General features: G+C 41.6%; 23 protein-coding genes and 1 riboswitch. Of the genes, 17 read left to right on the forward strand and 6 right to left on the reverse strand.

Going from position 1 to position 26,437, the window contains the following annotated elements; translation table 11 throughout:
• Positions 1-134: 134 nt before the first annotated feature.
• Positions 135-1,328 (forward strand): MFS transporter, encoded by a 1,194-nt coding sequence (locus tag AAEM60_RS02035; protein ID WP_299741359.1) that lies wholly within the window; start codon positions 135-137, stop codon positions 1,326-1,328.
• A gap of 247 nt (positions 1,329-1,575) precedes the next feature.
• Entirely contained in the window at positions 1,576-4,320 is a 2,745-nt protein-coding gene (locus AAEM60_RS02040; protein WP_299741360.1) for a GTP-binding protein, read from the forward strand.
• Positions 4,321-5,045: 725 nt separating this feature from the next.
• Here AAEM60_RS02040 and AAEM60_RS02045 read toward each other — a convergent pair.
• Positions 5,046-5,909, reverse strand: coding sequence for an STAS domain-containing protein (locus AAEM60_RS02045; protein WP_299741361.1), 864 nt, complete (start codon positions 5,907-5,909; stop codon positions 5,046-5,048).
• A gap of 333 nt (positions 5,910-6,242) precedes the next feature.
• Between AAEM60_RS02045 and AAEM60_RS02050 the strand changes: the two genes are divergently transcribed.
• The 3 genes from AAEM60_RS02050 (at position 6,243) to AAEM60_RS02060 (ending at position 8,547) form a co-directional block, all read left to right on the forward strand.
• Positions 6,243-7,013 (forward strand): basic amino acid ABC transporter substrate-binding protein, encoded by a 771-nt coding sequence (locus AAEM60_RS02050; RefSeq protein WP_299742602.1) that lies wholly within the window; start codon positions 6,243-6,245, stop codon positions 7,011-7,013.
• A gap of 158 nt (positions 7,014-7,171) precedes the next feature.
• Positions 7,172-7,828: an amino acid ABC transporter permease gene (locus tag AAEM60_RS02055; RefSeq protein WP_044339227.1), complete on the forward strand. Its 657-nt coding sequence runs from the start codon at positions 7,172-7,174 to the stop codon at positions 7,826-7,828.
• On the forward strand, positions 7,825-8,547 hold the full coding sequence (locus AAEM60_RS02060) for an amino acid ABC transporter ATP-binding protein (protein WP_299741362.1): 723 nt from the start codon (positions 7,825-7,827) through the stop codon (positions 8,545-8,547). The genes AAEM60_RS02055 and AAEM60_RS02060 overlap by 4 nt, the downstream gene beginning before the upstream one ends.
• A gap of 202 nt (positions 8,548-8,749) precedes the next feature.
• On the opposite strand, the gene AAEM60_RS02065 is transcribed toward AAEM60_RS02060, so the two are convergent.
• The 4 genes from AAEM60_RS02065 to AAEM60_RS02080 form a co-directional block, all read right to left on the reverse strand.
• The gene (locus AAEM60_RS02065) at positions 8,750-9,238 is read right to left on the reverse strand and encodes an RNA polymerase sigma factor (protein ID WP_299741363.1); all 489 of its coding nucleotides are present in this window, start codon (positions 9,236-9,238) and stop codon (positions 8,750-8,752) included.
• A 64-nt stretch (positions 9,239-9,302) separates the two neighbouring features.
• Complete coding sequence (locus tag AAEM60_RS02070; protein WP_299741364.1) at positions 9,303-11,276, reverse strand: DUF6449 domain-containing protein; 1,974 nt, start codon at positions 11,274-11,276, stop codon at positions 9,303-9,305.
• Positions 11,248-12,150 (reverse strand): ABC transporter ATP-binding protein, encoded by a 903-nt coding sequence (locus AAEM60_RS02075; RefSeq protein ID WP_299741365.1) that lies wholly within the window; start codon positions 12,148-12,150, stop codon positions 11,248-11,250. Before AAEM60_RS02075 ends, AAEM60_RS02070 begins: the two co-directional genes overlap by 29 nt.
• Positions 12,137-12,532, reverse strand: coding sequence for a GntR family transcriptional regulator (locus AAEM60_RS02080; RefSeq protein WP_299741366.1), 396 nt, complete (start codon positions 12,530-12,532; stop codon positions 12,137-12,139). Before AAEM60_RS02080 ends, AAEM60_RS02075 begins: the two co-directional genes overlap by 14 nt.
• Before the next feature lie 316 nt (positions 12,533-12,848).
• Between AAEM60_RS02080 and AAEM60_RS02085 the strand changes: the two genes are divergently transcribed.
• Together AAEM60_RS02085 and AAEM60_RS02090 are read left to right on the forward strand one after the other, a co-directional pair.
• Positions 12,849-13,664, forward strand: a complete 816-nt coding sequence (locus AAEM60_RS02085) for a ZIP family metal transporter (RefSeq protein ID WP_299741367.1) — start codon at positions 12,849-12,851, stop codon at positions 13,662-13,664.
• Positions 13,665-13,743: 79 nt separating this feature from the next.
• Complete coding sequence (locus tag AAEM60_RS02090; protein ID WP_299741368.1) at positions 13,744-14,286, forward strand: histidine phosphatase family protein; 543 nt, start codon at positions 13,744-13,746, stop codon at positions 14,284-14,286.
• Positions 14,287-14,322: 36 nt separating this feature from the next.
• Here the strand turns inward: AAEM60_RS02090 and AAEM60_RS02095 are convergent, their stop codons facing one another.
• A complete protein-coding gene (locus AAEM60_RS02095) occupies positions 14,323-14,646 on the reverse strand; it encodes a general stress protein (protein WP_299741369.1) in 324 nt (107 codons plus the stop codon).
• A gap of 132 nt (positions 14,647-14,778) precedes the next feature.
• On the opposite strand from AAEM60_RS02095, the gene AAEM60_RS02100 reads away from it, so the two are divergent.
• The 10 genes from AAEM60_RS02100 (at position 14,779) to AAEM60_RS02145 (ending at position 26,425) form a co-directional block, all read left to right on the forward strand.
• Positions 14,779-15,105, forward strand: coding sequence for a thioredoxin family protein (locus AAEM60_RS02100; RefSeq protein WP_299741370.1), 327 nt, complete (start codon positions 14,779-14,781; stop codon positions 15,103-15,105).
• A gap of 230 nt (positions 15,106-15,335) precedes the next feature.
• Positions 15,336-15,635: a hypothetical protein gene (locus AAEM60_RS02105; protein ID WP_299741371.1), complete on the forward strand. Its 300-nt coding sequence runs from the start codon at positions 15,336-15,338 to the stop codon at positions 15,633-15,635.
• A gap of 83 nt (positions 15,636-15,718) precedes the next feature.
• Positions 15,719-15,817: riboswitch (TPP riboswitch) on the forward strand.
• Positions 15,818-15,886: 69 nt separating this feature from the next.
• Positions 15,887-16,483: an energy-coupled thiamine transporter ThiT gene (gene thiT, locus AAEM60_RS02110; protein ID WP_299741372.1), complete on the forward strand. Its 597-nt coding sequence runs from the start codon at positions 15,887-15,889 to the stop codon at positions 16,481-16,483.
• A gap of 148 nt (positions 16,484-16,631) precedes the next feature.
• Positions 16,632-17,279, forward strand: coding sequence for a VTT domain-containing protein (locus AAEM60_RS02115; RefSeq protein WP_299741373.1), 648 nt, complete (start codon positions 16,632-16,634; stop codon positions 17,277-17,279).
• 126 nt (positions 17,280-17,405) lie between these two features.
• The gene (locus AAEM60_RS02120) at positions 17,406-18,155 is read left to right on the forward strand and encodes a threonine/serine exporter family protein (RefSeq protein ID WP_044339230.1); all 750 of its coding nucleotides are present in this window, start codon (positions 17,406-17,408) and stop codon (positions 18,153-18,155) included.
• Between the two features lie 46 nt (positions 18,156-18,201).
• On the forward strand, positions 18,202-18,657 hold the full coding sequence (locus AAEM60_RS02125; protein WP_299741374.1) for a threonine/serine exporter family protein: 456 nt from the start codon (positions 18,202-18,204) through the stop codon (positions 18,655-18,657).
• A 160-nt stretch (positions 18,658-18,817) separates the two neighbouring features.
• Positions 18,818-21,007: a beta-propeller domain-containing protein gene (locus AAEM60_RS02130; protein WP_341357290.1), complete on the forward strand. Its 2,190-nt coding sequence runs from the start codon at positions 18,818-18,820 to the stop codon at positions 21,005-21,007.
• 159 nt (positions 21,008-21,166) lie between these two features.
• On the forward strand, positions 21,167-22,735 hold the full coding sequence (locus tag AAEM60_RS02135) for a mechanosensitive ion channel (protein ID WP_341357291.1): 1,569 nt from the start codon (positions 21,167-21,169) through the stop codon (positions 22,733-22,735).
• Positions 22,736-22,962: 227 nt separating this feature from the next.
• Positions 22,963-24,651 (forward strand): ABC transporter ATP-binding protein, encoded by a 1,689-nt coding sequence (locus tag AAEM60_RS02140; RefSeq protein WP_341357961.1) that lies wholly within the window; start codon positions 22,963-22,965, stop codon positions 24,649-24,651.
• A complete protein-coding gene (locus AAEM60_RS02145; RefSeq protein WP_341357292.1) occupies positions 24,644-26,425 on the forward strand; it encodes an ABC transporter ATP-binding protein in 1,782 nt (593 codons plus the stop codon). The genes AAEM60_RS02140 and AAEM60_RS02145 overlap by 8 nt, the downstream gene beginning before the upstream one ends.
• Positions 26,426-26,437 lie beyond the last annotated feature (12 nt).

Here is a 26,437-nt window from a genome sequence, read left to right on the forward strand (position 1 = left end):
AAAAACTAGCATGTTTTCATCGATTATAAACGTATCGCAATTGTGTTTTATGTGCTATTATTTAGTAATCCGAAATATTATCCTCCTGAATGTATTGTGAGGATTATTGATAGATGGTGGAAGGAGGTTTTCTTATGGATAAGGTAAAGGATCCTTTATGGACGAGGTCTTTTATTATGTTAATGGTAGGAAACTTGTTTGTGTTTATGTCATTTCAGATGCTGATTCCGACACTTCCTCCTTATATAAAGTCGATAGGGGCTTCAGGTTTGGAAATTGGATTAGTAACGACGTTATTTTCCATAGGTGCTGTTTTAAGTCGGCCTTTTATTGGATTTATGTTGGAATATAGAGACAGGAAACCTCTCGTTTTAATAGGAGGGATCTCGTTATTATTGATAACGGTTATTTATCCATTGTCCAGTGTGGTCTTCATCTTTCTTTTATTCAGGTTTGTACACGGATTGGCGTGGGGATGGTCTACAACGGTTAATGGGACGGCAGCAGTGGATGTGGTACCGAAATCCCGTCTGGGTGAAGGGATGGGGTATTACGGATTGTCGATTACGATTGGAATGATCATAGCTCCGAGTCTCGGAATTTATTTATTCCAGGTAACGACGTTTACGAATCTGATCATAACTTCCAGTGCTCTGGGTGTCATCGCGATTATTTTGTTAGGAATCGTTCATTACCGAACACCTCAAGTCGTCAAAGAAACGAAAAAGGAAGACCTGAAGTTCTCATATCTTGGCTCTTTAGTTGAAAAATCCAGCTGGTTCCCTGCGTTTATTACAATTATGGTGACCTTTGGATACGGATCGATCGTAACGTTTATCGTCATCTTTGGAGAAGAGCGTGGAATACAGCATATCTTTTTATTCTATTTATGTAATGCGATCATGGCTTCCCTATCAAGACCGATCGCCGGGAAATGGTTCGATGAACGTGGACCTAAAGGTCTTGTGCTCTTTTGTATCGTGATTACCTTTATCGGCATGTGGGTATTATCCTATGCTCATTCAGATTTCCTAATCGTCGTATCAGGTATTTTGTTTGGAGTTGGGTTTGGTTCACTTATTCCAACACTCCAATCCTGGACACTGTCGTTAACCCCGGACAATAGAAGGGGAGTGGCAAATGGTATGTTTTTCTCCTCCATTGATCTTGGGATCGGCTTAAGCGGATTAGTATTCGGAGTGCTGGCTCAATATGTTGAGACGGGTGTCTTATTCCAGATATCAAGCCTATTCTTGCTCATTGCTTTAGTCGTAGCGATACTGGAAGGGCGCAAACAAAAAAAGTTTGTTCACCAGACATCAGCGTAGTTTGATGACTGAATATTGGTGGTAAGTAGAAAGGACTATCTGTTTTTGAAGGTGTTTGCCGCCTTTAGTAACGGATAGTCCTTTCTTCTGTAATGGATGTGATTCCTATGAATCACGGCAGAAAGTATCAATCGGAAATTGAAAAGGAAATGAAATTTTATCCCAATGAAATTCTGTTAGAATGATAGAAATAGACTAGTCTGTGAGGTTTCTTTAATAAGGAGATCCACATATAACGGAGGACATTATGACAGAAGAAAAATTACTAATGGAAAAGTCATTCTATGGAACTTTTTTAGTAGACTATGACACGAACCGTCATCCAATTGAAGTTCTTGGTCAAGCTTTTGTAGAAGAGCAGCAAAATGAACCGTATGATTTAACGTTCATTCGCTATGCTCAGGGTGAGGTCTATTTTCATAGCAAGGACTATGAAGCGGCTATATTCAAATGGGAAAGCATACAGAACGAATTAGAACCTTGGGCAAAGAAGAATATCGCGGATTCTTACTATGAGCTGGGGATGTTATCTTCAGCGGAGGATGTATATACAGCTATCCAATCGGAAAGCACGATTTTAACGTTGGAAGTTTCCCTTCAGCTATTCTCCCTTTATATCGAACGGAACAAGATCAAGTCAGCCTATCGTACGATTGAGAAAGCATTGACGATTGATCCGGACTATCCTAACGTAACTGAACTCGCCCGGACTTTTTATGAAGAACAAGAGGACTGGAATAAAGCCGTGGAACTGGCGGTTCAGGAATCGATCCGGACCCAGGATCCCGCTTGGTTCATGATTCTGAGGGAATATGGTGATCAAGGTTACACGACCTCCTTTGCGCCTACCTATTTCTACGATTTATTGATTGCGGTTTATGAAAAGGATCGTAAACAATTCAAAGGTCTCGTGACTTCTCTATGGACAAGCTACAGAAGCAATCCGGTCGCCCATATTGAATGGATGCTGACGGTAAATACAATCTTTGAATATGTGGAAATACTCCCCAACGAATCATGGGAGGACATCCTATCCCAATTCCAGGAAGCATACGTAGGATTCCTTGAAGGCAACTACTTAGTGAAAGACCTGGAAAATTTTATGCCAAGCATGCTGAGCAATTGGCTCAAAGTGAGCAGGGATCATCAACCACTTTTCCCGGCAGCTGCCGTTTTAGCCTGGAACGATGTATTCTCGTACAGCATTGAACCGATGGTGACGGAAGAGGCGGAAACGATCCTGCTGGAAGGGGACTCCTATCAAGCACGCTTTGAAGACATTATCCTTTTCTTAAATAAAATTATTGATTGGTCAGAACGAAATGAAGCTCCTGTAGGGTACAAAACTAAATGGATTGCGGAGCAGTTAATGGATCTGAGTGAACACCACTTATTAATCGCAGGGAGTGGCTCAAGCGGAAAGTCTTCCTTCGTTCAATCCGTTTTAGGTGAGAGCGTCGGTGAGGCTGAAGACTCCACCATCATTTATAGTTATCATGATCAGCAGGTAGAAGTAAAGGAGATTCACGATCATGGAGTTCACAAAGTAGAGAGCATCGCTGATTTTGAAGAACTGATGCAAAGAGAAGCATTTGTAGAATATAGGCTTCCGTCTGAGTTTCTTAAGAAAAATAGAAGTGCCATCATTGACGTTCAAACAGGCAAAAGGCATCTTGATGATCTGACAGCCTTTTATCCTGTAGCTGATGGATTACTGTATGTATTGAATGCTGATGCCCCGTTTAATGCAGAGGACAGACAAACCTTAAGAAAATTAACGGAAATCGGCCAGCCTGTGAACGTTCATTTCTTATTAAATAAGATGGACAAAGTATCTCATTCTGACCGTACAGAAGAGATCATCGAATCAGCCCGAAACAAAGCCCGGGAATGGTTCCCGGACGCAGAGGTATTACCGTATTCATCCCTGGAAGCCGTTCATCTGCAACGACAGGATGTTCAGGCATTTCTAAAGGAACAGTATAGGGTGAATGGAAATGCGCTCAAAGCGGAACGTGGGGCCAAACTATTTTATCTAGTCAGAAAAACATTAAGAGATCTTTACTCAAAGCGTAAGAATCGTGAAAATGAGTTGAAAGATACAATCGAGAAGAATGAAGATATCCTGTCGCGTTTGAATGGCTTTGAAAACTACCTGGGTGACATGCAAGGCGATAAAGTCTCCGTCATTAAGGATTCCTTCTATCAAAAGAAAGAAGCCATGAAAAAGGAAATCTCTGAGAAGATCCCTGGTATCCTTAGTGGCTGCTCTGATCTGATCAGTGAAGAAAGTGATTTCAGACAGATTCATACGGAATTGAATGAAGCCATGAATACCCGTATTCAAGCCTATATACAAGAAGATCTCATGCCTCGTTATGTCAAATCCCTTGAGGAGTGGCTTGCCTTCTCGAAAGAGGAGCTTCAAGACAGCCAGAATTATTTGAATGAAATGAGTGAAACCTTCAACGAGCTATTCGGTAAGGATAAAGTCGTTTTACAATGTGATTTTCAAGTAATAGACGACTGGCGTCGGGATGTAAGCCGAATGGGAACGAGAGCGCAGATTGATAAAGAGAATATCTTATTGCGATTTAAACCGGCACAGTTCTTATTAAAGAGTGCAGGGAAGCTGTTAGGTGTTTTACCTCAGAATAAGTCCTTACTCTACAACCAATATAAACGCTATTTAGAGAACGAAGATTATCAGGATATCACGGCATCTGTTGTTAATAAATTCTTCCTTCAGTTTGATTTGTTCGAAAAATCACTGCAGCAGGATGTTCACTCTTTCTTCGCTGAGCCATTTAATCAACTGGAAATCACGATTAAAGATACAGAAACAGATATTGCATCAGACGAAGAAACACTAAAGAAAATGAAAGCCGATCCGGAACGATATTTCGATCCGATCACTCTATTCGAAGTGAAACTGCTTCAGCAAGAGTACATGGTGAAAGCCAGCTATAAAGCTTCTCATCATTATTCATAAGGAAAAAGACTGATTCGAAGGGCATTCCCCTTTTAGAATCAGTCTTTTTATTTGGCTCTTTTCCCAAAAATTGTTTCTTTTTACCATGCGTTCTGCAAGGCTCTGTCAATTAGTGTGTGCTGGATGGTGAGGGGGAACTGCTCCGCTTGCAGCTAGCGTTCGGCCAAGCCTCCTCAGCTTAGCCGAACGGGGTCTCGGCTAAGCCCAAAATCCGCCGGAGTCTGCGCAGTTCCCCTCACCATCTTTAACAGAATATTTGTGACAGAGCTTCAACTTGCGCAAGAAGACCATGTAACTAGAAAAAACAATTCTTCTTTCAGAAAAGGGAAAACAATCTCTACCCTTAAATAAGGTTGTTTTCTAAAGTTCTTACTTATATTGATTTTCATTAAGGATACATGCTCAGAAAGTTGATTGGAGCGGAAGGATGATCGACTCCTGCGGGAATAGCTGGACAGTCCGAAATGCGGAGGCGGCTTGCTCAGCCCCGACAAGCATAAGATGAATGGACCGGGAAGGCGTTCTTTGCCTTCTTGGACCATTTAGCTTATGACCTCGAGGGGCTAGCCGCTGGAGCTGGACAGGTGAGGCCCCGGAGGCGCAGCCGAGGAGGCTCACCGCCAGCCCCCGCGGAAAGCGAGCATCCTGGAGCGGAAATCAACTATTACTTTCTTCTCTACAATAGCCACAAACTTTAAAGAAAGAGCGTTTTATTTATTACCTTTCTAAACTTGCAAGAATTCGCTATTTTCCTGAATCACTTCGGCAATAATCCGTTCAAGAGAATTTTTAGTGTGAATGGTAGAGAAATCTAATCCAAGATGAATGGCTGTCTGAGCTACCTCGGGACGGATGCCGGTGATGACGGATTTTACTCCAAGTAGATTTAAGGCGTCGATAAGGTGGAAGATTTGCTGAGCGACCATGGTATCAACCAATACCACACCTGATAAGTCAATGATCAACATGGATAAATGGGCATCGGCACTTTGTTGAAGGGTTGATTCTAATATCGTACGGGCGCGCGTCGTATCAATATCTCCGATGATAGGCAGAAGTCCTACCTCTGAAGTTAAAGAAATGACCGGAGTACTTAATTCCTTAATCAGGGTAGACTGTGCTTGTAGTCGATCCATTAATATATTCAGGAACGTGGAAGTAAATGTTTCCAGCACATAATCCAATGCGAAGTTGATCTTTCGTTCCCACTCAAATACTTCTTTCAACTGGATGTTTACGTTCGATTCTTCTACAAACTTTTCGACATACGTCCAATACACTCTTCTGAACACACCTGAGTTACGAACAACCTCATCGAGAGTCGTACTGGATTTACTTCGATCTGCAGCTGTTTGTGAAGTCCAGTTAGAAATCAATTCCTTTGACTCTGTTTGAGAAAGTAACAGACACTTGGCGATGATCTTCACATAATTAGAGTTTTGTTCTTTTATTTTGTTGAGTACCTCTGGCGAAGAATCAGGCGAATAGTGAGATCCGGATTTAATATTCTGGAACTTCAACCAGTCTTCAGTGAAATCTAAAGCATGATCAACTAAGTATTCATATAAATCGGACGAATGTGTATCCATAAACTCTCCCTTTAAACTTGGCTTATACTCTTATTCTGAAACCTATAGAGGAGACTGTCAATGTTAAAGGTAAAACAAATAAATAAAATACTTCTTTAATTATGCAAATAAATATAAAAGAGGAGAAGGCACTTCTTTTGATATGCGAAAAAATATGCAAAAAAATCCATAATAGTAGATACGAATTAGTCTGAATACTAGTAATCTTATAATATTTATTGGTTTTCTAGTAAAATATATGTATAATTATAATTATTAGAAAATACAAACTATTTTAGGGGGACTACGATGAAGAAGAAAGTAAGAGGATTATTTCTAGTATTGATGATAGGGATGGCAGGGATAATGACTGCCTGCGGAAGCGAAGAAGCGAGCTCAGGCGAAGATAAAAAAGAGAAGCTTGTAGTGGGTACCGATGCGGCCTTTGCTCCATTTGAGTATATGGATAAAGGGGAAATTGTCGGATTTGATATCGATTTTTTAGAGGCTGTCATGAAAGAAGCCGGATATGAGTATGAAGTGAAGAACATTGGATGGGATCCACTGTTTGCAGCAGTACAAGGCGGCAAGGAAGTAGATATGGGCATCTCCGGAATCACGATTAATGATGATCGTAAAGAAACGTTTGATTTTTCCAATCCTTACTTCGAATCCACACACATGATCATGTTTGGTGAAGGTGTGGATATCAAGAGTGCAGATGACCTAAAAGGGCTAAAGATCGGGGTTCAGAATGGAACGACCGGTCAGGCGGCAGCAGAGAAGATTGTTGGGCAAAACAGCTCTGATATTTCTAAATACGAAAACAATGTAGTAGCCATTACGGCATTAAAGCAAGGTCAAGTAGATGCTGTTGTAACCGATAATACGGTTGTAAATGAATATGTGAAAAACAATCCGGATGACAATTTCAACACAGTAGAAGATCCGGAAAACTTCGAATCTGAATTTTATGGCTTAATGTTTCCGAAAGACAGTGAGTTGAAATCTGAATTTGATAAAGCGGTAAAAGAAGTGATTGAAAATGGAACATATGCTGAGATTTATAAAGAATGGTTTGGTACAGAGCCGAACACTGACGCTTTATTAGAACAAGCAGAATAAGGGAACAAGGGGCGTAGTGAAAGGTATGGAAGATCTTCTTTATAGATTTTAAAGAAGATTTTTCCTTCTTCACCTGCCCCTTTTATATGAGTCTATTTACTACTATTGAAAAGGAAAGTGGCTAAAGCTGCTACCGAGACAAAAGGAGTTATTATATGCTGGATTTCAGATGGGACATAATTGGGGAATACCTGCCTTTTTTTCTAAAGGGAGCATTATTAACAATCGGTTTATCCGTGGGAGCTATCTTTTTAGGTTTAATCTTCGGACTGCTGATGGGGATATTCAGGATTTCTCCCTACCTGCTCGTTCGAACGCCTTTCATTTGGTACATAAACTTTTTTAGAGGTACTCCATTATTTGTACAGATTCTTCTCATTCATTTTGGTGTGATGCCAATGATCATGACGGAGATTAATCCGGCCGTGTCTGCGTTAGTGGCACTATCGTTGAATGCCACGGCATATATCGCCGAAATATTCCGCGGGGGTATTCAGTCCATTGACCGGGGGCAGATGGAAGCTGCCAGGTCATTGGGGATGACCAATATCCAGGCGATGAGGCATATCATTATCCCTCAAGCATTTAAGCGGATGATTCCTCCACTTGGAAATGAGTTTATCGTGTTACTGAAAGACTCTTCCCTGGCAGCGGTTATCGCAGCTCCTGAGCTTATGTACTGGGGGCGTGCCATGCAGGGGCAGTATTATCGTGTATGGGAACCGTATTTAGCAGTCGCTATTATCTATTTAATCCTTACTCTATCTCTTACGTATCTACTAAACTATATTGAGCGGAGGATGGCAACCGAATGATTAAAGCAGTGAACCTTAAGAAATCCTTTGGAGAATTGGAAGTATTGAAAGATATTAACGTCAATATCAAACCGCAAGAAGTGGTTGTAGTAATAGGGCCTTCAGGTTCAGGAAAATCAACGTTTCTGCGTTGTTTGAACCTTTTAGAATCGATTACCGATGGTCATGTTTATATTAAAGACCGGGATATAACGGCCAAACAAACAGATATCAATAAAGTACGTACGGATGTGGGAATGGTTTTTCAGCAATTTAATCTTTTCCCTCATAAAACCGTGATCCAGAACATTATGCTCTCACCGATGAAGGTAAGAAAGTGGCAAAAGGATAGGGCGGAGAAGAAGGCATTAGAGTTACTTGATAAGGTGGGACTCAGGGAAAAAGCGTATGTGTACCCGGACTCCTTATCAGGCGGGCAGAAGCAACGGGTGGCCATTGCACGGGCCTTGGCCATGGAGCCTGAGATCATGCTGTTCGATGAGCCTACTTCAGCCCTTGATCCAGAAATGGTAGGAGAGGTGCTGGAGGTAATGAAACAGCTTGCGAAAGAGGGCATGACCATGGTCGTGGTCACCCATGAAATGGGGTTTGCGAGAGAAGTCGGGGACCGTGTCATCTTTATGGACGGAGGGTACATCGTGGAAGAAAACAGACCGTCTGAACTCTTCGGGAACCCCAAACATGAAAGAACTCAAGCGTTTTTAAGTAAAGTGTTATAATTTGAGTCAAATGAAGGGGAAGCGTTCTAAATTTAGAGGTCATGTCCAAAGTTGAAAAACATTTATTTTCAACTTTAGATGATTTGTTTTCAAAATACTGGATTTATTTTCAATTTCAGTGTATTTGTTTTCAACTTTCAACATTTATTTTCAAATCCTGAATTCCACAACAAAAGGAGCCTTCTCAACAAGGCTCCTTTTTCTATGCGGTATGTTCTACATAAATGATCGAGTGCAGCTGCTTTCTTGCCCGGTGAAAACGGGTTTTGACGGTGGAAGGAGTGAGGTTCAGCTTTAAAGCAATCTCCCCATCACTAAGATCCTGTGTCACTTTCAATGACATGACTTCCTGCTGAGAAAGTGGCAGCCTCTTAATGTTTTCCTGGATGCTGTACTTAAGAAACTGTGCTTCAATTTCCATTTCCAGAGGGTTATAATCCTGTATTGATTGAACCTCTTCATCATTTTCCATATAGACTTCATTGCGTTTCGATTCTTTTCGGATGAAATCGATTGCTGTACATCTTGCGATAGAAGTGAGCCAGGACTTCGTTTTGGTCGAATCCAGTAAAGTATCGATTTTGATGTACGCTTTAAGAAATGTTTCCTGGACGATGTCCTGTGATAAGTAAGTGTTTTTCGTTAAGTTATAAGCAATATGATAAATCAGCTTGTGAAATTGTTCATACATCTCCTCAAATGAGGGGGGAGATGAGGGTAGCTGAAGTGTGTCCATAGGATTTAACCTCGACTTTCTATTCTAAATCATTCATTTCCTTTATTAAAAAAGGAGGAGCATCCTTTTCTTCCAATCCACGTATCTCCACATATCCATGGTTTTTATACTTAATGATGACCATATATTCGTTTGTTATGGAATGGTAGACGAACTCATTCATGATTCCTTCGATGTGTTTGGAATCCGTAATTTCAATCCCTTTACCTTCCTTCTTTAACTCAAGTGCCGCTTGTTGTTGGTCCATGACGTTATATAGACGATTCCTGTAATTCTTTTGATCGATCACATACATCCACTCAATATCCGATGAAGTGACTTTAATATCATCTAGATACCCGTTGTTCTGCAACCAAGTTTCAAAATTCTTATAGTTATTTTTCACTCCAACATTGATCCATCGATTCTCTGATAGGAGAAATTCGACGTTGTAGAGGTTTACTTTGTCCCGGTCTTCAAATGTACCATTATATGTTTCTTCTTTTAATAGATTGATGGCTTCCTTGATCTGTTTCGTATCGATAATAGATATCTGCTTTCGCCCGCCCATGTCAGCATAAATCGACAGCTTGTCTACACTGTTTGGATCTACGGAGAAGATTTCTTCTGTTGTTTCTTTAAAACTCTTCATTTTATATAAAGCAGTATAATGTGATTTAATCTCTTCTATATTTATCCGATAGTTTCTCACTAGCTTGCTTCCATTATGCATTTTGTAATAAAGGAAGACCTGTTCGCTATCCTCGTCTGTAACGGTACGATCCTGATTGTTGACGATTTCCTTATGAAGGTTCAGGACGGCTTTAATGGTTTGAGGGTCGTTTATAAAGTGATCCTTGATAAGGCTATCTGGATTGTCCCTCAGGGAATAATAGCTGTTGCTGATATGGACCTTTTCTATGCCCTTTAAATCAGGAATCTTCTTTTCATATTGAAATAAATCGAACTGAATGAATAAACCGATAAGAGAGATGGACACGGCAAACCCGGCAAAGCCCTTCCAATGACGGAACACTCTCCAATGTTTTTGTAAAACCATTTCTGCAAGATAATAGCCTATGAATGAACCGATGAAATAGCCGAATAAGGTCCATCCCGTCTCTTGATAGATTCCATTGAAGTACATACCGCCGACCAGCATGAAACAGAATGCGACTCCATATTTGAATAGGGGTCGGAGGACAGGGAATACAATAGCAAGTGACGCTGCTTCTACTTTTCTCGTTTTATATAATACATACGATAAAACATAGAGTAGGAGAGTGATAGCTATGAACAGTGTTACATCTAATCCGGAAAAGATTTTATTCTCAAGATATACGGCCTTGATGACAGGGGAATATTGTTCGATTTTGATATTGAAAAAATAATCCTCTGGAAATCCATATAAAAGATTTTTCAAGCTAAAGCATACGAGCATAAACATTCCAGCCGGTAATAGGAGCAGGATGTAAGTCATTACTCCCTGTACAGCTGTTAGTCCCGTTATCATGCCCACAAAGGTAGCGGCTGTGAACAGAAGGATGTTCATTAGGATCGTGATGCCGCACCAGACTAAAATGTCTTGAACATCAATGAATTGCTGAAGATCCGTAAATGAATAAAAGGAAAGTAAAATCGCTGTATTCAGTACAATTGGCATGATGAGGATGACGATTCCTGTAACGGTAAAATGATAAAACAATTTGCTGCGTGTCAGCGGAAGGCTATGCATGAAGTCTGCAGCCTGCTTTACATGTAAATAACGGAAAAGGAAAAGGGATAAGATGACCGGAACGAACAGCATCAAACCCATTTGAATCGGGTATTGCATTTTAAACAGGTTCTCGTAAATGGCAATCGGATAGGGTTGATTGTCGTTGGAAAGTTTACCGATAATGTCAACCGGCAACGAAAAGAGAAGTCCGATAAAATAAACGATCCCTACCCATCCAACATTCCTAAGGCTTTGAAGGATGACTTCCTTATTGATCCATGATGTTTTGGATGGCATATCCGACGTCCTCCATTTCATAAACAAAAATTTCTTCAAGGGTCAACGGTAACATATCGAAAATAACTGGATGATAAGGTTGGATCTTGCTTCTTACCTGTTGTTCATCCCCTCGAACGATGCAGAGGGATACGCTTCCCCTGGTCTCTTCGTGCAGAAGGTCAAGTTCGGTAAAGAGCTTCTGCGGCATTTCGCCTTTAAAGGCCAACTGAACTTTATGAATCCCGGATTTCAAATCATCAAGCTCTTTCTCCAATAGAAATCTTCCTTGATGCAAAATTCCGATATGATCACAAACATCCTCCACTTCACGAAGGTTGTGAGAGGAAATAAGGATCGTCATCTCCCGATTGGCAACTTCTGTGATCAGCACGCTTTTTACTTTCTTACGAACGACAGGATCCAATCCATCAAGGGGCTCATCCAGAATGAGCACATCCGGCTGAGTGGATAATCCTAGAATGAAGGCTGCTTGACGCTGGACGCCTTTCGAAAATTTATGAAGCTTTTTATGAGGGTTTACCTCAAATAGGCCGGTTAGAGATTGATACTGATGTTCATTCCAGCGACTATAGGTGTTTTGATAAAATTTTGCCATTTGATTCAAGGTATAGTGAGCGAAGAAAAAGGGTTGATCAGGAATGAAAAACAGGGTTTCTTTCGTTTTGATATTCTCAAAGATCGCTTGGTCTCTTAAGAGAACGTTCCCGCTATCCGGCTTTAACACTCCCGCAATGGTTTTGAGTAGTGTCGTTTTTCCTGCCCCATTCGATCCGAGCAGTCCATAAATCGATCCTTTTTGAACAGAGAACGAAACGTCATGAATAATTGTAGTACCTTCAAAGGATTTACTTAATGATTTAATCTCTATCATCAGATTGATTCCCTCCTGCCGATGCCTCGATGTCAGCAATCATCTGCTTTAAGTCTTCAGGCGTAATCCCTAAATAAAGAGCTTCAGACAAAAGTTTAGACAACTCTTCCTTTACTTTCATAATTTTCTCCGCATTTTGAATGTGACTTGAAGGATTAACAAAGCTACCCCGTCCTTTCACCGAATAAATAAACCTTTGAGTTTCTAGTTCCCTATAAGCTTTTTGGATTGTGTTTGGATTTATGGTCAGCTGTTGGGCCAATGCACGAACGGAAGGCAATTGTTCGTCAGGCTTCAACACCTCATTAATGATCAACTCTTTTAATTTCTCGACTAATTGTTCATATATGGGCTTTCGACTTCTTAAATCAAGCTCAAACATATCCACCCTCCCAACCGTATAAAGTGTACTATGTGTCTTAATACAGTTAAAGTATATAACAAGTTCTACCAGTTTGGGAAGAGGGGAAATGAAAATATTCTTGAAAAGCTGGTAAGTGTGGTATTCACTTTGACTTTTGTGAATAAGGACTCCAGGTTTGGGAGTAAAAAGAATGATACAAACACAAACTGAGATGAATAACATATATATAGAAAAGTGATAAAGCATGGTAAAGATGACATTTCCTTTGACAAAGAAAGTTTCCTTGATGCAAAATGGTGGTATTAAAATTTTTGATCGGAGGAGAGGGTCGGTTATGTTCTTAGATTGGTTAAGTGGATTCAACCCAGCCGTCCAGGCACTTTTTGGCGGTACATTGACATGGGGATTAACCGCACTGGGGGCCGCGACGGTTTTTTTCTTTACCAAAATAGAAAAGCATACTCTGAACATGATGCTTGGGTTTGCTGCAGGTGTCATGATAGCAGCATCGTTTTGGTCACTTCTTGCTCCATCAATAGAGTTCAGTGAACAAAACGGTCAGATTCCGTGGCTCGCTCCTGCAATCGGTTTTTTGCTTGGCGGCCTTTTCATTCGACTATTAGATTTTGTCGTACCTCATTTACACTTAGGGAACTCAGCAGAAAAAGCGGAGGGACCTCCGACTAAATTTAAAAAATCAACCTTACTATTTCTTGCGATTACCCTTCATAACATTCCCGAAGGTTTAGCCATCGGTGTGGCTTTTGGGGCAGCGTCAATGGGACTTGGTGACGCAACATTGGTAGGGGCGATCGGGCTCGCGATCGGAATTGGTATTCAGAATATGCCTGAAGGGGCGGCCCTTTCTATTCCATTGCGCGGAGAAGGGATGTCACGTCTGAGGTCCTTCAACTATGGTCAGCTTTCAGCTATCGTTGAGCCCATTGCTGCCGTAGTTGGTGCAGCTGCTGTCCTATTAGTGCAGCCATTGCTTCCTTACGCACTTGCTTTTGCTGCAGGGGCAATGATTTTCGTAGTAGTGGAAGAGCTGATCCCAGAGTCTCAATCCTCTGGAAGTACAGACTTGGCCACATTGGGACTCATGTTGGGATTTGTTGTAATGATGATTCTGGACGTATCGTTGGGTTAATAAAAGTAAGCATGCGACTTAGGTCGCATGCTTTTTTTATTTCCAAAAATAGTATAATGGTAGTGAAGGGGGTGAAAATGTGAAGATTGGTCTCGTAAGGCATTTTAAAGTAAAAAGAGGATACCCTGAAAGATTTGTAACATCCGAAGAACTAATGAAGTGGGTAGAAGAGTACGATGAGTCTGATGTAGAAGAGAATGAGGTTGATCTTCATGATATTGAATGGAAGAAGTGCTACGCAAGTGACTTAACCAGGGCAGAAGTAACTGCTCGAAAAGTCTATGCCGGGGATATCGTATCGTTGAAGGAACTACGTGAAATCAGACTATCTCCCTTATTCAATTACAAGAGAAAGCTTCCTCTGTTTTTACATTTGTTTATGATCCGGGTAGCCTGGTGGTTTAATCATCGTTCTCAGCCTGAAAGTAAGAATGAAATCCTTAAAAGAATCAACAGGATTGTCGAAGCGATCATACATGAGGGTGAGGACGTTCTCATTGTTGGGCATGGCGGGATTATGATGTTTATGAGAAAAGAGCTGATTAAACGAGGGTTTAATGGCCCTAAGTTTAGAAGACCAGCAAACGGGAAGCTATATGTTTTTCAAGACAAAAAAGGATGATTCCGGGGAATCATCCTAAGTCATTGTTCTATAAGGTCAGTTCTTAACAATCAATAATATCTTTCCTTCATCGAGCTTTCCTTCGTACTGATCCGCTTCTGCGTGGGAAAATCCAACTTCCATCAGCTTGTTTCGGAGTTCGTCGCCTTTATTCAGAATCATGTTCCCTACTGCAGTCCCGATGCCTGTTTCCTTAACACCGATCTCATTGGCGTCAGCCCGATCAGCGACTCTGTCCGTCCGGTCATCATCATGGGATAATACATAAAGATTGTGTTTGTCGATACCTTGAGAAGAAAGCTTTTCAACTTCTGTAATTAATTCCTTATCGTCATAAAATTCCTTAACAGTCGGTTTCAATTCAATCTCCTCCATTTTTCAAATTATTTTGTCTTCGTTTATCTTTTCCCGCGGGTTCCTATTAGTAAACCTTTGAATAGGTGGGTATACATATTACTAGTGTGTGTAATGAAAGAAGGGAGACGGTTAGATATGGAAGAAGTTCATTCTTTAGAAACTATCAATGCTACTCTGGCAGGAGAAAAGATGGTGTTACTATACATATCCAGACCCAATTGCTCTGTTTGTCACGCTCTACTGCCCCAAGTGAAAGGGGTGCTGGAAGAGTTTCAAGATGTAAAGTCCATTCATGCCGATGCAGGGGAAATACCGGAAATAGCTGGTGGGTTCTCTATCTTTACTGTGCCGGTGGTCATCGTATTTGTAGATGGAAAAGAAATGTTCAGGAAGGCCCGATTCGTTCCAATCGATGAGTTACATACCCAAATGTCCCGTCTGGTGAAGATGTTAGACAACTAAACAAACGTTTGATTAAGCGTGAAAGTTGTTGGTTTGTCAAAGTTTACAGTATTAAACGGTTGTTTAATACTGTGAAAATTAAAAATCGAGAGCTGTTTTAAGTTGGGGATTATAGACAATGAAAAAGAGCTGCTAAAAAAGTAGCTCTTTTGTCATGGTTCGGTGAATAGGTATATAATAGAGAGTATACGAGTATAGTAGTCATGAAGAAATAAAAGGGGGCTTGATGAATGATCAGATTGTCCAGGACAAAGAAAGTCATGTTACTTGGTTTAGCAATCATCCTCATAATAGTAGCCAACCGGATTTCCAGTGTACAACACTTGACAGCAAGAATTGCCACTAACCTGTATATCAGCCTGAAGTATCAAGATCTGGACCTCGAATACCAGAACGTCGAATTCTCACCCCAGTTTGGAGATTATTCTGTAGCGTATAAGGACAAGGACGGAAAAGTCTATGGATTCATGGTTACCCCTAAGTCAATGCCCGTCATCATACTTCACGATCCTCTTAATGAGTCACCTTAATCAATAGCGAAGTTAAAGAGTGAACCTCTCTATCTTTTATCATTTCATTCTTCATGTATAATAAAACCAAACAACTTTATAAACGTTACCACAAGGGGAGCGAAAGCTGAGAGTGAACAATCTGTTCTGACCCTCTGAACCTGTTAGTTAGTACTAGCGTAGGGATGTGGATAGTAAGCAGCATGGCTTATTTTTCCTTTTACATTCAGCCCCCTTATGGTTTCGTTTCATCTTACAAGGGGGATTCTTTTATGAAAAACATGCGTCTTGTCGTTTTACTTGAAGCCTCATTGATGGCGGCATTCGCCGTTATCCTTGATATGCTTCCTTCTATTAAGCTATCACCCAGTATCTCCATTTCGATAGCAATGGTTCCTATTTTTCTATTGTCATATCGAAGAGGATGGAAGGCTGGTATACTGGCTGGATTTGTATGGGGCCTATTGCAGATTGCCTTGGGTGACGCTTGGATTGCGACTCCAGTGCAAATGGTAATTGAATATTTCATCGCCTTTGCCTTTATCGGTCTTGCCGGATTCTTTTCCGGTAAGATCCAATCCTCAGTAAGAAGTAACCGTCGAACTAGAGCGGTCATGTGGGTAGTGGCTGCTACGTTTTTAGGTAGTCTGGGTCGATATTTTTGGCACTTCATCGCAGGATATGTCTTCTTTGCAGAATATGCGCCAAAAGGCATGTCGCCGCTACTTTTTTCATTAGCAGCAAACGGAATCACCATGTTGGGCTCAGCTCTTCTTTGTTCAATCGCTCTGCTGATCGTACTCAACACAGTGCCAAGATTGATCAAAGTAAGGGTATCTCCTCAAGAAAGCAACCGAAAGGCATCCTAAGTTATTTGGACCGGTCACTATAAAGAGGCTGGTCTTTTTTCTATGAAAATACATCCCAGGTCTTAGAAGTATTTACTTCTACGGCTTCTGTTTGCATGTTGGTGATTTTTTTATACTTAAGTTATTCGTTCATATAGGAGTGACCTCGATGGAAGAAATCATGGCAAATTATTCGGCAGAGTGGGGGATATGGGGTGTATTGCTTTCTCTATTTATTGAAGGAAGTGCTTTCCCTTTTGTGGGCACTTTTTTCATCGTAACAATGGGATTTATTTTAGAATTAACGTGGATGGAGATAGGAGTGCTTTCTCTAATAGGAAGCTTTCTTTATACAGCGGGTAGCTATATTCCTTATTTTATCAGTTCAAAATTAGGTGCGAAGCTTGAGGCAAGGTTGAAACCTGAAAAACGGAAGAAGCTCAAAGAAGCTCAGGAAAAGTTCAACCGTTACGGAATCTGGAGCGTAGCAATTGCAAGTCCCCTTCATTTAGGAAATATCATCCCCTTCATGGCAGGCATGGCAAAAATGGATTTGAAAGTGTATTCTCTCCTTACTATGCTTGGGATAGCTCCGTCTACCTTTTTTTTCTTAAGTATAGGCAAGTTCTATGATGGTGATAGAGAAGTGATCTTGGGGTTGGTAGAAGAATATCAACTGTTGGTTCTAACAGGATTTGTGCTGGTAACTGTTTTGTACATTCTCTTTAAAAGGAAGAGAAAAGGGAATAGAAGGATGATTAGTAAAGATTCGGAGACTGAAAAATTTTCGTCAAGTTACAAAAAAACTCAATCCTAAAACCCTCTACGCAGATTAAATCTTCGTAAAATCATCCCCTTCCTCATTGCTTACACCCATTCTTTCCTATAAACTAGACCTATTCAAAAAATAGCACGTGTGGAGAGATCTATATTGGAAGCAAAAATGATAAGAAGATATGACATTATGGAGGTAAGTTTGCTGGCGGGTAAGATCATGCTGCAAAGTGGTGCAGAAACGTATCGCGTAGAGGATACGATGATGCGGATCGCCGCTTCTTATGGGATTTCAGAATCTCACAGCTATGTTACACCAACAGGGATCATCTTCTCGATTGAAACGTCTGAACCAACGAAAACGAAGCTTATTCGAATAAACGAACGGTCTACCGATCTTGAAAAAGTAACCCTAGTGAATAGTATTTCAAGGCAAATCAGTAAGGGGCATCTCACCCTTGAAGAAGCATACAATGCTTTGGAAAAGCTTGATCAATCTGATCTTTCTTACTCCTTTGTGATTCAGGTATTGGCCGCTTCGATTGCAAGCGGATGTTTTCTCATCATGTTCCAGGGAATGTGGAATGACTTCATTCCTGCGCTTTTCGCTGGTGGAGTCGGGTTTACGAGCCTGATCTATTTTCATCGACTTGTGCCCATTAAATTCTTCGCCGAGTTTCTCGCTTCCTTTATTATCGGAATGCTTTCCTATGGGTTCGTCCAGCTTGGAGTCGGACAGGAGCTGGATAAGATTATTATTGGATCAGTGATGCCTCTGGTTCCCGGGCTCCTCATTACCAATGCCGTCCGGGACTTAATGGCAGGGCATTTGGTGTCGGGTTTATCGAAGGGAGCAGAAGCTTTTTTAACGGCGTTTGCCATCGGGACGGGTATTGCCGTAGTTTTCACTCTGACGTAGGGTGACTTTGTTTAGTATTAGGAAAAAAGAATGAGGTGAAAAGGGAATGCTCATCATAGAACAATTAGTGACCAGCTTCATCTCCGCTGCTGCATTCGGGATTATCTTCAATGCTCCAAAGCAGTCCCTTTTCAAATGCGGAATTGTTGGAATGTTAGGCTGGATCATCTACATAGTAATGAGTTTAAACGACGCCGATGCGGTACTTGCGACGTTACTTGCATCCTTTGTCGTGGCCGTGATCAGTCAGGTGTTTGCGAAAATGTATAAAACCCCGGTCATCATCTTCTCTGTAGCCGGCATTATACCTCTTGTACCTGGAGGACTGGCGTACGATGCCATGAGAAATTTTGTTCAAAACGATTACAATGCCGCCATCAACCTGGCAGCTAAAGCTTTTATGATTTCAGGCTCCATCGCCATCGGACTCATCTTCTCAGAAGTCATCAACCAAGTCATCCGAAACGCTCGGCTGAACGTAAGTGCAAGGCGAATGAGATAGAGGGACGGACCTTACTTTTGTGGGGTCTTTTTTTATTGGCTTCAGCAGAGAATAGGAACAAAGTCGGGCGTAATGAATCCCCTGCAAACTCACACCCCATGTAACATTTTCTCTCTCCTGACGTCTAATCAACAAATAGAACATATAGGAGGGTCATAGCATGAGTAAGAAATCGTATCTGCTCATCATTGCTGGTATTATGTTGCTGGTGGCACTTGGAACGTTTGTGTATAGTCAAAGACCTGTCGTGAAGGCCGAGGGGAAGATGGAGGGCGACCTTCTCGTGATGGAGAATAACTCATGGAATCTGCAATTTTCAACGGCCCTGAATAAGGAAACGGTGACGCCCCAGAACATTTATGTAGAAGACTCCAATGGAGAGAGGATCAATGTCTCCTTGAAGGTGGATGAAAATCGAAAGACACTGCAAATTCAAGCACCGCCAGAAGGATATCCTTCTGATCCACACCAGTATACACTTCATATTTCTCCTAAAGTGAAAACCAAATGGGGTTTTTCTTATGATGGAGATACAGAAATACCCTTTTCTGTCACCTCTAAACTACCCAGTATTCAATCCAAGGAAGAACTAACGAACTATTTTAAACGAATGTTAAAGAAAAATAAGGAAGATACGGAGTTTTCTCTGTTCGGAAGAGAAGGGAATATGGAGTCCAAATCATCGGAAGATAGTGCAGCTGGGGAGTCGTCTCAATCGGAATCCAATTTTTCTGAAACGAATAATCAGGTTAAAGGAGTTGACGAAGGGGATATCGTGAAGACCGATGGAAGCTATATTTACCAATTAACCGACCGCAGGCTGCTGATTACAAAGGCAAATCCTGTGAAAGAAATGAAAGTGGTATCCTCTACCAGCTATAAAGAAAATATGCAGCCGCATCATCTGTTTCTACAGAAGGATAAGCTGCTCGTCATCGGGAATAGCTGGTCGCCTGTCCATTTTCAAGAGGGTAAACAAGAGTCAATTGCTTCCACTATGCCTGTAGACGGAACGACCGTTGCGCTTCTTTATGATATCTCGGACAAAGCCAAACCATCCCTTCTCAGGCATGTTGAGCTTGAAGGTCAATATGTAACGTCCAGGAAGATTGATTCCACTGTATATTTGATTTCGAATCTGTATCCAAACTACTGGATGCTTGAACAGGGGGGGAATCCTGATCTGAGACCCCGTGTGAAAGATAGTTTAACAGGTGGTGAAACGACACCACTTCCAATAGAAGATATTAAGTACTTTCCACAGTCCCAGTCCCCAAACTATACCTTATTGACGGGAATGAATATGGAAGATCCAAAGGCTTCTCTAAACGTTCAATCCTATCTTGGAAGCGGCGATAAAGTGTATATGTCTAAAAATAATCTTTATGTGGCTGTAGAAAAATACAATGAAGATGCTATGAAAAAATGGACCTCTTCAAACACGGAGATTTATAAATTTTCCGTAAGTGATGGAAAGATTGAATATGCTTCATCAGGTCAGGTAGAAGGAAGGGTGTTAAATCAATTTTCCATGGATGAACATAAAGGTTACTTTCGGATTGCAACGACAAAAGGGGAGGTGTGGAACAGTGACTCCCCTTCATCCAATGCTCTCTATATTTTGGATGAAAACATGAAGAATGTTGGGGAAGTAACGGATTTAGCCAGGGGAGAACAAATCTATTCTGTCAGGTTTATGGGAGATAAGGCATATATGGTGACCTTTAAACAAGTCGATCCCCTTTTTGTCATCGATACGGCAGATCCGAAAGCTCCAAAGGTTCTGGGGGAGCTGAAGATTCCGGGTTTTAGCACCTATCTTCACCCCATTGACGAACATCACCTCATCGGGTTTGGGTTTGATACGAAAGTGGTGCACGATGACAAAGCAACCAATGAGGAACCCAGAATCGTTCGACAAGGAATGAAGATCTCATTATTCGATATTACAGACTTTCAGCAGCCAAAGGAGACGGATACTGAAATAATAGGGGGACAGGGTACTCACTCATATTTGTTGGACGATCACAAAGCACTGCTTCATGAACCTTCACGAAATCTATATGGCTTTCCCATTTCTGTTTATCATGAAAAAGAAGGAAGCCGGCATGAACTGGATTTTGACTATCAAGGCGCAATCCTGTATGAAATCACACCTGAAAAAGGAATCGTCTTAAAGTCTCAGCTCACAGAAGAAGAAAACAAACACAAAGAATATTACGAACAGTGGGAAGACCAGATTCAAAGACTCCTATATATTGATGATCAGCTGTATACAGTATCACATAAGAGAGTGACTGCTTACTCTTTAGATGATTTCATTAAAGAAAACGCGATTGACCTCCCGTGATGAAAACCCTTAAGGCGCTTTGCCTTAAGGGTTTTCTATTACTTAAGACTCCTTGGTGAATCAAATAGACTATCTTTTTTTGTCAGGTTTTGAAAAAAAATCTTTGGGTAGATAACTATTAGCATTATACAATTTCCATAATTGAAGGGAGAACATCGAATGAACAATGATATAACGCAAGAATGGTACGGGTACTTAGGGAAGCTTCCTGATCTGTTATTAGCTCTATTAGTGTTTTTGATCGGATGGATCATTGCTAAGGCTGTTGAAAAAGCCGTTTACGGAATTTTAAAACGGGTGAAGATCGATGATAACCTTTATTTTGGCAGCAGGAACGGAGAACGGAAATGGACATCGGAGAAAGTCATTAGTAAAATTGTGTACTTTATTCTGCTTGTGTTTGTGTTTATTGCCTTCTTCAATATGCTTGACTTGAACTTCATTGCTTCACCTTTAGTCGGTATGTTGAGTACGATGGCGGCAGCGATTCCGAATGTATTAAAAGCAGCACTCATTCTATTATTTGCATGGATTGTTGCATCTGTACTGAAGGTATTGATTGAGAAACTGGGTACGAGACCTGCAGTTAAAAGCACGCTGGTAAGATCTAAATTAGCAAAAGATGAAAATGATGTCCATCGATACGTCTATACGGCTGCTAGAATTGTATTCTATCTCGTGCTTCTCATATTCTTACCGGGAGTGTTAGCAGCTCTTAATATCACAGGGGTTTCAGGGCCTTTCACGGAAATGCTCCAAAACTTCCTAGGGTTTATTCCTAAACTGTTTGCCGCAGCTATCATTCTCCTTGTTGGCTGGTTTGTAGCCAAAATCGTCCGGGATATCGTCACGAACTTTTTACAGGCGATTGGAACAGAGAGAGTCGCTGAACGATTCGGCATTGGCAAGCTCTTTCAAGGAACAACGGTTTCATCGGTCATTGGTACGATCATATTCGTGCTCATTATGATTCCGGTTACCATTTCTGCATTGGATCAGCTGGACATTCGCGGGATTTCAGAACCGGCGATTAACATGCTGAATCAGGTCCTTGTGATGCTTCCGAATATTGCGATTGCAATTCTACTCATTCTTGCAGGAATCTGGGTTGGTAAATGGGTTGGAGCCATGGTTGCCCGTTTATTGAACCGGGTAGGATTCAATTCTCTATTACGTAATATGGGTATTGGACGTATGAACGTCAATAAGAATCCGTATGAACCAACGGGCTCATCCTATATGAATCTATCAGGGCTTGTAGGTAGAGTGGTTCAAATTATCATTGTTTTCCTATTTGTTGTAGAAGCCCTGGAAATTGTGCGATTGGAATTCCTGGTCGCTCTGGCAACGGGTGTCCTTGCGTATTTACCACATGTATTGGCAGCCATCGTCATTCTTGGGGCAGGCTTATACTTAGGTAACTTGGTCAAGAGCATCATATCCAATGTATTGAGTGATAACTTCCAAGTACTTTCGACCATCACGAAATATGCAATCATTGCCTTGAGCTTCTTTATGGCCTTGGATCAATTAAAAGTAGCAGATTCCATCGTCAATATTGCATTCATGCTGATTCTGGGTGGACTGGCACTAGCCTTCGGTTTGGCCTTTGGTCTGGGTGGAAAGGACTTTGCACAAAAATATCTATCTAAACTCGATCGGAAAATTGAAGAAGAAAAGAACAGACCTAATAATGGTGGTACAGATACACCACCTTTTAATCAATAAGTGTAAAAACCACACGATTCTTTTAGATCGTGTGGTTTTTGTTAGGGGATAATGGTGGATTCGATAAATCCTACGGAAATGACCTTCAGCTTCTGCATGAACACTTCCAACTACCACCCGGTATAAAAAAACGATATGATGATACATATATATACATAATGGAAGTTTAATGTAAGAGGGGTGTTCATTTGAAGGTCATACGTTTTTTAAAGCCTTACCGTGTTGCCATGGCGGTTGCCTGGAGTTTAATGCTGGTAGAGCTTGCTGTTGAATTATTAAATCCGCTGTTTATGGCACGGATTATTGATGAAGGCATTATGAATGGAGACTTGGACGTGGTGATGAAATGGGGCTTCATCATGGTGGGGATGTCTCTCCTCGCGTTTATTTCAGGCGTGACGAATTCATTTTTCGCCGCTCATACGAGTCAGGGATTTGGCTATGATGTACGGGAAAGCTTATATAAAAAGGTTCAGTCATTTTCCTTTGCAAGCTTTCATAAGCTTCCGACGTCATCCTTGATCACCAGGATGACCAATGACGTAAGGCAGCTGCAGAATACCATCTTCATGAGCTTACGTATTATGCTAAGAGCCCCGCTGCTTGTTGTCGGATCAGCGATCATGGCACTTATCGTCAATGTCCGTCTGGCCCTTATTTTATTAATCGTGATTCCGGTTTTATGGATGTTCCTGATATGGGTCCTGAAACGTGGATGGAGCCTTTTTGAAAGAGTTCAATCCCGTCTCGACAAAGTAAACGAGGTCATGAAGGAAAACCTCTCCGGGATGAGGTTAATTAAAGCTTATACACGAAGCAAATATGAAGAAGGCCGATTTCATGGTGCAAATGAAGATTTGAAGGATCGGACTGTCCGGGCTCTTCGTTTCATGGAAATTATCATGCCTCTTCTGATGCTCGTGATGAATCTTGCCCTCTTATCCGTTTTGTGGTTCGGAAGTATAGATGTTGCCTCAGGTGGGGCGAATGTTGGAGAAGTCGTAGCGATCGTCACCTATGTTACGAGAATCTCTTCTGTTTTTTCAATTTTCTCATTTATCATTACAAGTTTTTCAAGAGCAAGGGCTTCTGCCGGGCGGGTAGAAGAAGTTCTCCAAACAGAGGTAGATCTAAAAGACGGAGAAGGTGCCAGACTGGAAAACACTGTGGTGAACGGAGAGATTACATTCAAAGATGTGTCGTTTCAATACCCTTCAACCCGCGGCAAGGTGCTTGAGGGTGTATCGTTTAAAGTGGAGGCTGGCGAAACGGTTTCGATCCTCGGAGCAACGGGATCCGGCAAAACATCACTGTTCCAACTCATTCCCCGCCTGTACGATGCGACGGAAGGGTCTGTTGAACTGGATGGTCAATGCATACGGTCCATCCCTTTGGCTCATGTAAGGAAAAATATTGGGTACGTGCCCCAGGAAGCGGTATTGTTTTCTGGATCCGTATCCGAAAACCTCCTCTGGGGAAAAGAAGATGCAACCAGGGAAGAAATGATCCAAGCCGCAAAGGATGCCCAGATCCATGAGACCATCCTGAATCTTCCTCATGGATATGACACAGTTCTCGGTCAAAAAGGGGTCAATCTTTCAGGAGGACAGAAACAGCGTCTGTCGATTGCGAGAGCACTCATTCGAAAACCAAAGATTTTATTACTGGACGATAGCACGAGTGCTTTGGATTTGAAAACAGAATCGAAATTACTCCAAGCTCTGAAGCAATACGAATGTACGACGATGATCATTACACAGAAAATAAGTACGGCCATGGAATCTGATACGATTCTGCTCCTTGAAGATGGAGTGTTAATCGGAGAAGGGACCCATACATCCCTATTAGAAGATTCCTCCCTCTATCAGGCGATTTTTCAATCTCAATTCGGAGAGGAGGAAATACATCATGTCTAGGCATATGCGAAAGAAACTGGGGGAAAACGATAAAGCGAAAGATGCAAGAGGGACGCTGCGTCGTCTTTGGGACTACCTTTCCGAAATGAAAGTGATCCTGTACCTCGTGATTTTAATGGTGTTCATTAGTTCAGCAGCAGCTCTTCTGGGACCTTTCCTTGTAGGGAAAGCGATTGATGAATACATTGTAACGAAAGAGACTTCCGGATTGATTGAGCTTGTTTTAGGTTTAATAGCCGTGTACATCTTCCATTCCCTTTCCGTATGGTTCCAGAATTATTGGATGATCGGTGTGGCTCAGGATACGGTCTACCGCTTGCGGAAGGACCTTTTTCATCAATTGCATCAACTATCGATCCCATTCTTTGATAAACGGAAACATGGGGAGTTAATGAGCAGAGTGACAAATGATATTGATAATGTGAGTGCCACATTGAATAGCTCGTTCATTCAAATCATTTCCAGTGTCCTGACGTTGGTGGGGACTGTCTCGATCATGCTCTTGCTAAGTCCGTTGCTAACGTTGATCACGTTGACCATCGTACCTCTGATGGTTCTCGGTATGAAGTGGATTACGAAAAGGACAGGACGTTTGTTTAAACAATATCAACAAAATATCGGTGAGTTAAACGGATATATAGAAGAGACGATTTCAGGTCATAGTATTATTAAAACCTTTTCCCGTGAGGACACTGCCATAAAGGACTTTGGAGAAAAAAATCAGCGGTTGAGAACGGCCGCGTATTGGGCCGATACCTATTCCGGGTTTATTCCGAAGCTTATGAATGTGTTGAACAATTTAAGTTTTGCCGTCATTGCCGGAGTCGGAGGGGTCTTCGCATTAAATGGCATGATAACCATTGGAGTGATTGTGATCTTTGCTGAATATGCCCGTCAATTCACCCGTCCGTTGAATGAGCTAGCGAACCAATATAACACGTTATTATCTGCCATTGCCGGTGCAGAGAGAGTATTTCAAATTTTAGACGAAGAGGAAGAGGCCAAGGATGAAGGTGATGCCGTGGAGATCGATTCCGTTGAAGGGAAAGTGGAATTTCAGCATGTATCCTTCTCGTATGAAAAAGGGGATCAAACGCTTCAGGATGTATCCTTCACCATAACACCGGGTGAAACCGTTGCATTGGTCGGACCGACAGGAGCAGGTAAAACGACGATTACCAATCTACTGTCCCGTTTCTATGAACTGAATGATGGCACCATTGAGATAGATGACCAGAACATCCAAAGCATTAAACGAAAGAGTCTTCGTCAGCAGATGGGATTTGTCCTGCAGGATAGCTTCTTGTTTCAAGGAACGATTGCAGACAATATCCGCTACGGCAGACTCGATGCGGGCGATGAAGAAATAAGGGAAGCGGCTAAATTGGCCAATGCCCATTCCTTCATTGAAAAAATGCCAGAGGGCTACGCTACTTTATTAAGACATGATGGCAGTGGAATCAGCCAGGGGCAAAAACAATTATTGTCGATTGCAAGAGCGATCCTTTCAAATCCTTCCATTCTTATACTTGATGAAGCCACGAGCAGCATCGATACGATTACAGAGCTGAAGATTCAGGAAGCTCTTAAACGATTAATGATGGGAAGAACGAGCGTAGTGGTGGCCCACCGTCTCAATACCATCCGACAGGCTGATCAAATCCTGGTCCTTGATCAAGGAAGAATCATTGAACGGGGCTCTCATGATGAGCTTCTCAAGCAGAAAGGGTTCTATCATGGTTTGTTTCATAGTCAGCTGAAGGAGAGCAGTTGATGGATTGTGTGA

This window comes from Rossellomorea sp. y25, assembly GCF_038049935.1.
Lineage (GTDB): Bacteria > Bacillota > Bacilli > Bacillales > Bacillaceae_B > Rossellomorea.

Bases quoted from the DNA above. Each gene is read 5' to 3' on its own strand.
- AAEM60_RS02035 (WP_299741359.1), top strand. From the start codon at position 135: ATGGATAAGGTAAAGGATCCTTTATGGACGAGGTCTTTTATTATGTTA.
- AAEM60_RS02040 (WP_299741360.1), top strand. From the start codon at position 1,576: ATGACAGAAGAAAAATTACTAATGGAAAAGTCATTCTATGGAACTTTT.
- AAEM60_RS02045 (WP_299741361.1), bottom strand. From the start codon at position 5,909: ATGGATACACATTCGTCCGATTTATATGAATACTTAGTTGATCATGCT.
- AAEM60_RS02050 (WP_299742602.1), top strand. From the start codon at position 6,243: ATGGCAGGGATAATGACTGCCTGCGGAAGCGAAGAAGCGAGCTCAGGC.
- AAEM60_RS02060 (WP_299741362.1), top strand. From the start codon at position 7,825: ATGATTAAAGCAGTGAACCTTAAGAAATCCTTTGGAGAATTGGAAGTA.
- AAEM60_RS02065 (WP_299741363.1), bottom strand. From the start codon at position 9,238: ATGTATGAACAATTTCACAAGCTGATTTATCATATTGCTTATAACTTA.
- AAEM60_RS02070 (WP_299741364.1), bottom strand. From the start codon at position 11,276: ATGCCATCCAAAACATCATGGATCAATAAGGAAGTCATCCTTCAAAGC.
- AAEM60_RS02075 (WP_299741365.1), bottom strand. From the start codon at position 12,150: ATGATAGAGATTAAATCATTAAGTAAATCCTTTGAAGGTACTACAATT.
- AAEM60_RS02080 (WP_299741366.1), bottom strand. From the start codon at position 12,532: ATGTTTGAGCTTGATTTAAGAAGTCGAAAGCCCATATATGAACAATTA.
- AAEM60_RS02085 (WP_299741367.1), top strand. From the start codon at position 12,849: ATGTTCTTAGATTGGTTAAGTGGATTCAACCCAGCCGTCCAGGCACTT.
- AAEM60_RS02100 (WP_299741370.1), top strand. From the start codon at position 14,779: ATGGAAGAAGTTCATTCTTTAGAAACTATCAATGCTACTCTGGCAGGA.
- AAEM60_RS02105 (WP_299741371.1), top strand. From the start codon at position 15,336: ATGATCAGATTGTCCAGGACAAAGAAAGTCATGTTACTTGGTTTAGCA.
- thiT (WP_299741372.1), top strand. From the start codon at position 15,887: ATGAAAAACATGCGTCTTGTCGTTTTACTTGAAGCCTCATTGATGGCG.
- AAEM60_RS02115 (WP_299741373.1), top strand. From the start codon at position 16,632: ATGGAAGAAATCATGGCAAATTATTCGGCAGAGTGGGGGATATGGGGT.
- AAEM60_RS02120 (WP_044339230.1), top strand. From the start codon at position 17,406: ATGATAAGAAGATATGACATTATGGAGGTAAGTTTGCTGGCGGGTAAG.
- AAEM60_RS02125 (WP_299741374.1), top strand. From the start codon at position 18,202: ATGCTCATCATAGAACAATTAGTGACCAGCTTCATCTCCGCTGCTGCA.
- AAEM60_RS02130 (WP_341357290.1), top strand. From the start codon at position 18,818: ATGAGTAAGAAATCGTATCTGCTCATCATTGCTGGTATTATGTTGCTG.
- AAEM60_RS02135 (WP_341357291.1), top strand. From the start codon at position 21,167: ATGAACAATGATATAACGCAAGAATGGTACGGGTACTTAGGGAAGCTT.
- AAEM60_RS02140 (WP_341357961.1), top strand. From the start codon at position 22,963: ATGGCGGTTGCCTGGAGTTTAATGCTGGTAGAGCTTGCTGTTGAATTA.
- AAEM60_RS02145 (WP_341357292.1), top strand. From the start codon at position 24,644: ATGTCTAGGCATATGCGAAAGAAACTGGGGGAAAACGATAAAGCGAAA.